A 7,767-nucleotide genomic window follows, 5' to 3' on the forward strand; every position below is an offset into this window, starting at 1 on the left:
GCCTCGGACAGAACGACCAGGCAATTGGCTTCCGACATCGAACGCAGGATTCCCGACCCTTGGTGCGGCAGCGTAAAGACCTGCCAGCGGCCATCGACCTCGCTTACGCGGCCGCGCAGATACTCGCGCCGGCCAGGCTGTTTGCGGATTGCGTTGGCGGCGACGACCGGCAGCAAGGGGCGCACCGGCAGCGGATCGACGCCGGACAGCCGCAACAGCGCATCGAGCGCGAACTGCGCGTAGCTGACCATTACCGATACCGGATTGCCCGGCAGGCCGAACAGCCAGGCCTGGCTTATGCGGCCGAAAGCCATTGGCCGACCCGGCTTGATCTTCAGCTTCCAGAAGCCGATCTGGCCCAGCCGGGCGAGGATTTCGCGGATGAAATCGGCTTCACCGACCGACACGCCGCCGGTGGTGATGATCGCGTCGGCAATCTCGGCGGCTTCGCGTAGAGCGGCTTCGAGTGCCTCGGCGCGATCCGGAACGACACCGAGGTCGATGATCTCCGCGCCCAGCCGGGTGAGCAGGCCGTACAAGGTGTAACGATTGCTGTCGTAGATTTCGCCCGGTGCGAGCGGTGAGCCGATCGACGCCAGTTCGTCGCCGGTCGAGAAAAAAGCCACGCGCAGGCGACGGCGTACCGACAACTCGGCAATGCCCAGCGAAGCAATCAGGCCCAGTTCGGCCGGCCCGAGCCGCTTGCCTGCGGGCAGGGCGATCGCGTTGCGCGCCAGATCCTCACCCGCTCGGCGCGTGTTCTGTCCCTGTTTCTGGCCGGCGGGGACGAAAACCGTGTTGCCGGCGACGCGGGTGACTTCCTGCACGATGACCGTATCGGCGCCGGCCGGCAGGACCGCACCGGTCATGATGCGCACCGCCTGTCCGCGCCCCACCAGGCCGGAAAAAGCGTTGCCGGCAAAGGCGGAACCGACCACGCTCAGGGCGGTTTCGCCGTCGCGGGCGAGGCTTTCAAAACGCACCGCGTAACCGTCCATGGCTGAATTGTCGTGCGCCGGAACGTCGTAGGGCGCGATCACGTCGGCCGCCAGGATGCGGCCGAGCGCATTGCGTACCGGAACCTTCTCCGCGTGGGTGATCGGCGCGACGCTGTCCAGCATGCGCTGGCGCGCTTCGTCGGCCGACAGGCTGGCATCGTCGAGGGCGGGAGACTGGCAGGATGTGGTATCGGTCATGGCTTCATTTCCTGGCGTTGGGGAAGAAGACTTGCTGGCCGTCGGCACGGAAGCTGGCAATCGCCTGCTGGCCGGTAGGCGCGGTCAACCATTGCGCAAAGCGCTCGGCGGCCTCCTTTTTAACATGCGGATGGCGCGCCGGGTTCACCGGTATCACGCCATAGGGATTGAACAGCAGTGGATCGCCGGCCCGCAGCACATCCAGGTCGCGGCGATTGCGGAAGGCAAACCAGGTCGCGCGATCGGACAGCGTGTAGGCACCGGTTGCCGCGGCCATGTTCAGCGTCGGTCCCATGCCGCTGCCGGTTTCCTTGTAGCCGGCGAGCGTTTTCGGGTCGACGCCGGATTCTTTCCACAGGCGAAGTTCGGCGGTATGCGTACCGCTGCGGTCGCCGCGCGAGACGAAGGGCAGGCCGCTGCGGGCAATCGCGCGCAGCGCGCCGCTGGCGTTCGCTGCCGCGCGCACGCCGGCCGCGTCGCTGCGCGGTCCGATCAGGACGAAATCGTTGTACATCACATCCTTGCGGTAGCTGCCGAAGCCCTCGGCAACGAAGCTCTCTTCCGCCGCGCGGTCGTGGACGAGCAGCGCATCGGCATCGCCGCGGCGGCCGATGTCGAGCGCCTGGCCGGTGCCCACCGCAACGACGCGCACCTTGATGCCGGTCGCCTGCTCGAACTTCGGCAGGAGCCAGCCGAACAAGCCAGACTGCTCGGTCGAGGTCGTCGAGGCGACGAGCAGCGTCTCGCCGGCCTGCGCCGCTCCGAACAGCAGACCAAGAACAGCGATCAGTGCTCGAAAGCGATGCGCCATGGCAGTTCGCCCTGCATGAAAGCGCGCGCCGCAGCGGATTGCGGACGGGCAAAGAAGCGTTGCGCCGATTCGTGCTCCTGCACACGTCCGTCGGCCAGAAAAACGACGTCGTCGGCCAGACGCGTCGCCTGGCCGAGATTGTGCGTGCTCATCAGGACCTTCGCACCATCGGTACGGATTTCGCGAATGATCCGTTCGACCGCTTCGGTCGCGCTCGGGTCCAGGCTGGCGGTGGGTTCGTCGAGCAGCAGCAGGCGCGGCCGCATCGCCCAGGCGCGCGCCAGAGCCAGGCGCTGGCGCTCACCGCCGGAGAGCAGGCGGGCACAGTCGCCGGTGCGGTGCGCCAGGCCGACGCGGGCAAGCACATGGTTCGTCCTTGCATTCCGCTCGGCGGCGCTCAAGGCTTGCGGGTGCAGCGCGAACTCGACGTTGGCATGAACCGACAGGCGCAGCATCATTGGCTGCTGGAAGACCATCGCCAGCCGCCCGTCGGGGCGTGCTGCGCCACCCCATCGGATGGTTCCGCCGTCCGCCGGCAGCAAGCCGGCGAGCAGGCGGAGCAGCAGCGTCTTGCCGCTGCCGTTGGCGCCCAGGATGACGCTGATTCCCTCGCCGGATAGCTCGAGGTCGAGGCCATCGAGCACGGTGCGGCCGTTCGGCTGACAACATAGCCCTGAAATGCGCAGTGGAAACATCAGCCATACCGCCGGCTGGCCCAGGTGCGCAGCGCGTGCGCGATGACGTTCAGGCCGAGAATGATCGTCATCAGAATGCAGCCGAGGAGGATCGACAGCGCCAGATCGCCTTTGCTCGTCTCGAGCGCGATGGCCGTCGTCATGACCCGGGTATAACCTTCGATGTTGCCGCCGACGATCATCACTGCACCGACCTCCGACATCGCGCGCCCGAGACCGGCGAGGGTGGCTACCGTGAGCGAGAATCGGCAGTCGGCGAGCAGCAAGCCGACGGCGTGCAGACGGCCGATGCCGATGAGCGAGAACTCGGGAGCGTACTCCTGCCAGGCGTCTTCGATGATCTGCCGGGCAACCGCAGCAATCAGCGGCAAGACCAGCGCGCTTTGCGCAATGACCATTGCTGTCGGCGAATAGAGCAGGCCGAAACTTCCCAAGGGGCCGCTGCGCGACAGGGCGAGATAGACGAGCACGCCGACGACCACCGACGGCAGGCCCATCAGCGCGTTCAGCGCGACGACCAGGGCGGTGCGTCCGGGAAACCGGGAAACGGCGAGCCACGCTCCGAGCGGCAGGCCAAGCAGCGCGCCGATGCACAGTGCGCTCAGGCTGACGAAGAGCGAGAGGCCGACGATCTCGAGCAGCCGCGGGTCGCAGTCGGCAAGCAGCACGTAGCCAGCGCTGCCGCAGACGGTCAGGGCGATCAGCCAGGCGGAGTTCCTCTGCCTCATGTTCATTGTCGACCTTCAGTCTGACGTCTGGCCGGTGCGCTCGGCGGTCACCGCGCGCTAGCCGCCGCCGCGCAGCGTTGCCCGGTCGACCTGCGCGAGCAGGTCTTGCGCCGCAAGATCGTCGCCGGCATGCACGCCGATCTCGACGCGCAGCCTGGCCAGTTGCAGCGCCGCCAGGCGGAGCGGCGGCTGCTCGCGCAAGGCGAACGTCAGGCTGGCGTCCCGACCGGCGAGCAGCAGGCCGTTCGGCGTGCGCGAAACGGCTGCGCCGAAGGCCGCGACCAGCGCTCGGCGAAACTCTTCGGCGGTGCAAGTCATCTGCCGGACGCGGTCGCTGCGCCAGGGCAAGCCGCTTTCAGCCACCGGCAATCGGCGGCCAAACGGCGAGAACATCGCCCTCGGCCAGGCGTCTGCGTGGCCGCTCCTCGGGCGGCACGAAGCTGCCATTGACCAGTACCAGATGGGTCAGCCGTGGCGGCAGCGCCAAGGGATGCAATACCTCGGCGACGGTCGCCGACTCGGCCACCTCGAGGCTGACCTGGTTGTTCCTGGCGCCAGCCGGCAGATAATCGCTCAGCGTTGCATAGAGCTTGAGCGTCAGGCGCATCGTGTCAACTGTTCGGTCGTTGGCAGGCGATGAAGGCGTCGGCGAAACGCGTTGGCGTTTCCAGCAGTCGCCGCTTCCACGCACCAAGCTTCATTCGCCCCTGAATCAGGCCGCGCAGCGCGCCGACATGCTCGGTCAGTCCGATCGCCGTGGCGCCAATCAGGATCTCGCCGTCGAACTGCAAGCTGATATAGCGCCCGTTGCTCTCGTCCATCTGCTCGACGCCGTCGCCGCCGGCGACGCCCTGCCATTCGCCGAACGATGAGGAAATCATGCCCAGCGAATCGAGCACGTTGATCGCGAGTACGCCTTTCATCCGCGCCTTGTGCTGGCCGGCCATGTTGACCGCTGCAATACGCGCCTGGTCGGCGGCGTTGGGCTGAATGGCGGCGACCAGATGACGGCCAGCGTAAAGGTCAGGCGCCTCGGCGACATCGCCGGCCGCGTAGATTCCTGCCACCGAGGTCTGCATGCTGTCGTCGACCAGGACGCCTTTCGCCACATGCACGGCAGTGCCTTCCAGGAAAGCCACATTCGGCGCCACGCCGGCAGCGACGATCAACAGGTCGCAAGCGAGCTTCTCGCCGGTCGACAGCGTCACCGTCAGCGGCGCGTCCTCGCCCTGCGCAATGAAGTCGACGCCGGCGCGGGTCAGCACGCGCACGCCTTGTTTCTCGACCCAGCGTTTGATCATGCCACCCGCCGCCGGCGTCATCATGCGCGGCACCAGGCGGTCGCCAAGCTCAACCACGGTCAGTTGCACACCTCGCCGGGTCAGCGCCTGCATGATGATGCAGCCGATGAAGCCGGCGCCGAGCTGCAACACGCGCGCGCCGGGCTTGGCCAGGCGAGCGATCGCGCGCGCATCGTCGAGCGTCCAGCAGGTCTGTACTTGCGGCAGGTCGATGCCCGGGATTGGCGGCCGCACCGGACGCGATCCGGTGGCGATCAGCAGGCGGTCGTAAGCCTCGAATTGGCCGTGGGCGAAGAGTACTGTTCGCTGCTCGGTGTTGAGCGCGACTGCGCGCCCTTGCCGCTGGCGTATGCGCAGGCCGTCGTAATGGCCGGCCGACTTGCGCAGACAGGTTCCCGATTCGTCGATGCTGCCTTCCAGCAGGTAGGGAATCGCCATGCGCGAATACGGCGGCTCGGCCTCGCTGCCGACAAGCAGGATCTCGTCGTCGGGAGCGAGGTGACGCAGCGTTTCGGCGGCAAGTACCCCGGCTGGGCCGTTGCCCAGGATGAGATGTTTCATGTTGGCTTCTCCGCAAGGCGAAGCGGGGTGGCGGCTGGCGCCACCCCGCTTCGGGAGAGGTTTGCCCGGCTACAGGCCCAGACGTTCCAGCGTGGCCTTTTCCGGCACGCCGTTGGCATCCCAGCCGCGTACCTTGTAGTACTCCGGCCGCATTTTGTCGATGCCATTGACCAAGCCTTTGGCCGGTCCGGTGCGGGCCGCCTCGGTTTTCAGGCGTGGCGGCAGATCGTCGTCGGCGGCGGTGAAACCCGCCGCCAGGTTGAATTGACGTTCCAGGTTCCAGATACGCTCGCCGACCTCGTTCAGCTTGTCCATCGACCAGTCGCCGTCACACGCCGCCTGCACCTGCGGCTGCACGTCAGCCAGCGTCCACGCGAAGCTGGTGAACACGCAGATGCCGGCCGCGTCGAAGACGCCGGTCGCATCCTGGAAGGCTTTGACCAGTTCGGCCTTGCCTTCGGTGACCAGCGGATCGGTCTTGACCGGAATGCCAAGCACTTCCGAAGCTACGGTGTAGGAGCGCAGATGGCAGGCGCCGCGGTTGGAGGTTGCGTAGGTCAGGCCCATGCCCTGAATGCCGCGCGAGTCGTAGGCCGGGAATTCCTGACTCTTGACGCTCATCGACAGTTCCGGCCGGCCGTATTTGGCGCACATGCGCGCGCTACCCTGGCCAAGCTCGCGTCCGAAACCCTCGCCGCGCGCCGTCATCTCGGCCAGCTTGCACAGCGCCTCGGCCGAACCGAAGCGGGCGTCGAGGCCGATCTGCTCGCTGCTCAGGATGCCCAGATCGTAGAGTTCCATCGCCGCGCCGACCGTCGCGCCGAAGGAGATCGGGTCCATCCCGTGTTCGTTGCACAGCAGGTTGGCGTATTGCAGCGCCTCGAGATCGCCGACGCCGTTCGCTGCGCCGAGTGCCCAGGCTGCCTCGTACTCCAGGCCGCCCGAGGCGCCCCAGTATTGCGGGCTGTTGCGTACACTGAAGTGCGTTTCATCGATCCTGGAAATCCGTCCGCAGGCGATCGTGCAGCCAAAGCACGCAGCATTGCTCACCAGATGCGTCCGGCCGTCGGTCGGCCGCTTTTCGTGCATCGCTTCGGCCGAAATCCGGCCGGCCTCCTCGAACTGGACGTCGCGGTGGTTGCGCGTCGGCAGCGCGCCGATTTCGTTGATCACGTTCATCAAGACCTGCGTACCGTACTTCGGCAGACCCTGACCGGTTACCGCGTTCTCCGCGAGCACCTTCTTGGCGGCCGTCGTCGCGGCCAGGAAAGCCGGGAAATCCTTGATCCCGGAGAAGCCCCGGGTACCGCGCAGGGCGACCGCCTTGAGGTTCTTCGACCCCATCACGGCACCGACGCCCGAGCGCCCGGCGGCGCGGTGCAGGTCGTTGACGATGCAGGCGAACAAGACCTGGTTTTCGCCCGCAGCACCGATCGAAGAAACGCGGATCAGCGGATCCTGGTGCGATTTCTTGATGGCCGCTTCGGTTTCCCAGCAGGTCTTGCCCCACAGTTGCGTCGCGTCGCGCAGTTCGGCCTTGTCGTTCTCGACGTACAGATACACCGGCCGCGGCGACCTGCCCTCGAAAATGATCATGTCCCAGCCGGCGAACTTCATTTCGGCGCCGAAGAAGCCGCCCGAGTTCGAACAGGCGATGGCGTTGGTCAATGCCCCCTTGGTTACTACCGTGTAGCGGCCGCCGGTCGAGGCCATTGTCCCGGTGAGCGGACCGGTCGACATGATCATCTTGTTGTCCGGCGACAGCGGGTCGACCTTGGGATCGATTTCTTCGACCAGATACTTCGAGGCCAGCCCGCGTGAGCCCAGGTAATCGTTGGCCCAGGCCATGTTCAACGGCTCGGGAGTGCAGGTGCCGGCGGTGAGGTTCACACGCAGGACTTTACGGTTCCATCCCATGATCTTTCCTCCTCAGGCGGCAACGGCAGCCGTGTTAGTGCGGGCTGCCCAGGCACGCATGCGGTCCAGTCCGGTCCACTCGGCATCGACATAGGTGATCGCGCCAGTCGGGCAGGCGCTGGCGCATTTCGGGTCGCCGCTGCACAGGTCGCATTTCTGGACCTTGCCCACCTCGGCCAGGTAATTGACTGTGCCGAACGGGCAGGCAATGGTGCATACCTTGCAACCGACGCAGTTCGCCTCCTTGACGACTTTGGCGCCGGTCAGTAGATCGAGCACGATCGCGTCGACCGGACAGGCGTTCATGCACCAGGCGTCCGCACACTGGGTGCAGGTATAGGGCACCTTGCGGCCCTCGTGCTCGAAATCGAAGACCTTGATGCGCGACCGGGACGGGTTGATCGCGCCCGTATGTTCGTAGGAACACGCCATCTCGCACTGCAGACAACCGGTGCATTTCGATGGATCGATGTGAAGCGACTTCTGCATTGCGTTTCCTCCATGATGAACTGCTGGCCAATGCGTCGTCAGAACGTTGCGGCGCGACCCGTTGAACAA

General features: G+C 66.1%; 9 protein-coding genes. All 9 read right to left on the minus strand.

The window, feature by feature from the left end:
• Positions 1 to 1,196: gephyrin-like molybdotransferase Glp (gene glp / locus RKP46_RS04865; protein WP_311105582.1), on the minus strand; the 1,196-nt coding region annotated here is incomplete at its 3' end.
• A gap of 4 nt (positions 1,197 to 1,200) precedes the next feature.
• The gene (locus RKP46_RS04870) at positions 1,201 to 2,007 is read right to left on the minus strand and encodes a substrate-binding domain-containing protein (protein ID WP_311105583.1); all 807 of its coding nucleotides are present in this window, start codon (positions 2,005 to 2,007) and stop codon (positions 1,201 to 1,203) included.
• Positions 1,983 to 2,702: an ATP-binding cassette domain-containing protein gene (locus tag RKP46_RS04875; protein WP_311105584.1), complete on the minus strand. Its 720-nt coding sequence runs from the start codon at positions 2,700 to 2,702 to the stop codon at positions 1,983 to 1,985. The genes RKP46_RS04870 and RKP46_RS04875 overlap by 25 nt, the downstream gene beginning before the upstream one ends.
• Complete coding sequence (locus RKP46_RS04880; RefSeq protein ID WP_311105588.1) at positions 2,702 to 3,430, minus strand: ABC transporter permease; 729 nt, start codon at positions 3,428 to 3,430, stop codon at positions 2,702 to 2,704. The genes RKP46_RS04875 and RKP46_RS04880 overlap by 1 nt, the downstream gene beginning before the upstream one ends.
• 57 nt (positions 3,431 to 3,487) lie before the next feature.
• On the minus strand, positions 3,488 to 3,793 hold the full coding sequence (locus RKP46_RS04885; protein ID WP_311105585.1) for a hypothetical protein: 306 nt from the start codon (positions 3,791 to 3,793) through the stop codon (positions 3,488 to 3,490).
• Positions 3,786 to 4,037 carry a MoaD/ThiS family protein gene (locus tag RKP46_RS04890; protein ID WP_300333273.1) on the minus strand — a complete coding sequence of 84 codons (252 nt, stop codon included), beginning with the start codon at positions 4,035 to 4,037 and terminating at the stop codon, positions 3,786 to 3,788. Before RKP46_RS04890 ends, RKP46_RS04885 begins: the two co-directional genes overlap by 8 nt.
• Before the next feature lie 4 nt (positions 4,038 to 4,041).
• On the minus strand, positions 4,042 to 5,292 hold the full coding sequence (locus tag RKP46_RS04895) for an FAD-dependent oxidoreductase (protein WP_311105586.1): 1,251 nt from the start codon (positions 5,290 to 5,292) through the stop codon (positions 4,042 to 4,044).
• A 69-nt stretch (positions 5,293 to 5,361) separates the two neighbouring features.
• Positions 5,362 to 7,209, minus strand: coding sequence for an aldehyde ferredoxin oxidoreductase family protein (locus RKP46_RS04900; protein ID WP_300333269.1), 1,848 nt, complete (start codon positions 7,207 to 7,209; stop codon positions 5,362 to 5,364).
• Positions 7,210 to 7,221: 12 nt separating this feature from the next.
• A complete protein-coding gene (locus RKP46_RS04905) occupies positions 7,222 to 7,698 on the minus strand; it encodes a 4Fe-4S dicluster domain-containing protein (RefSeq protein ID WP_311105587.1) in 477 nt (158 codons plus the stop codon).
• Positions 7,699 to 7,767: the final 69 nt, after the last annotated feature.

The sequence above is a fragment of the Accumulibacter sp. genome (assembly GCF_031732815.1).
Classification (GTDB): Bacteria; Pseudomonadota; Gammaproteobacteria; order Burkholderiales; family Rhodocyclaceae; genus Accumulibacter.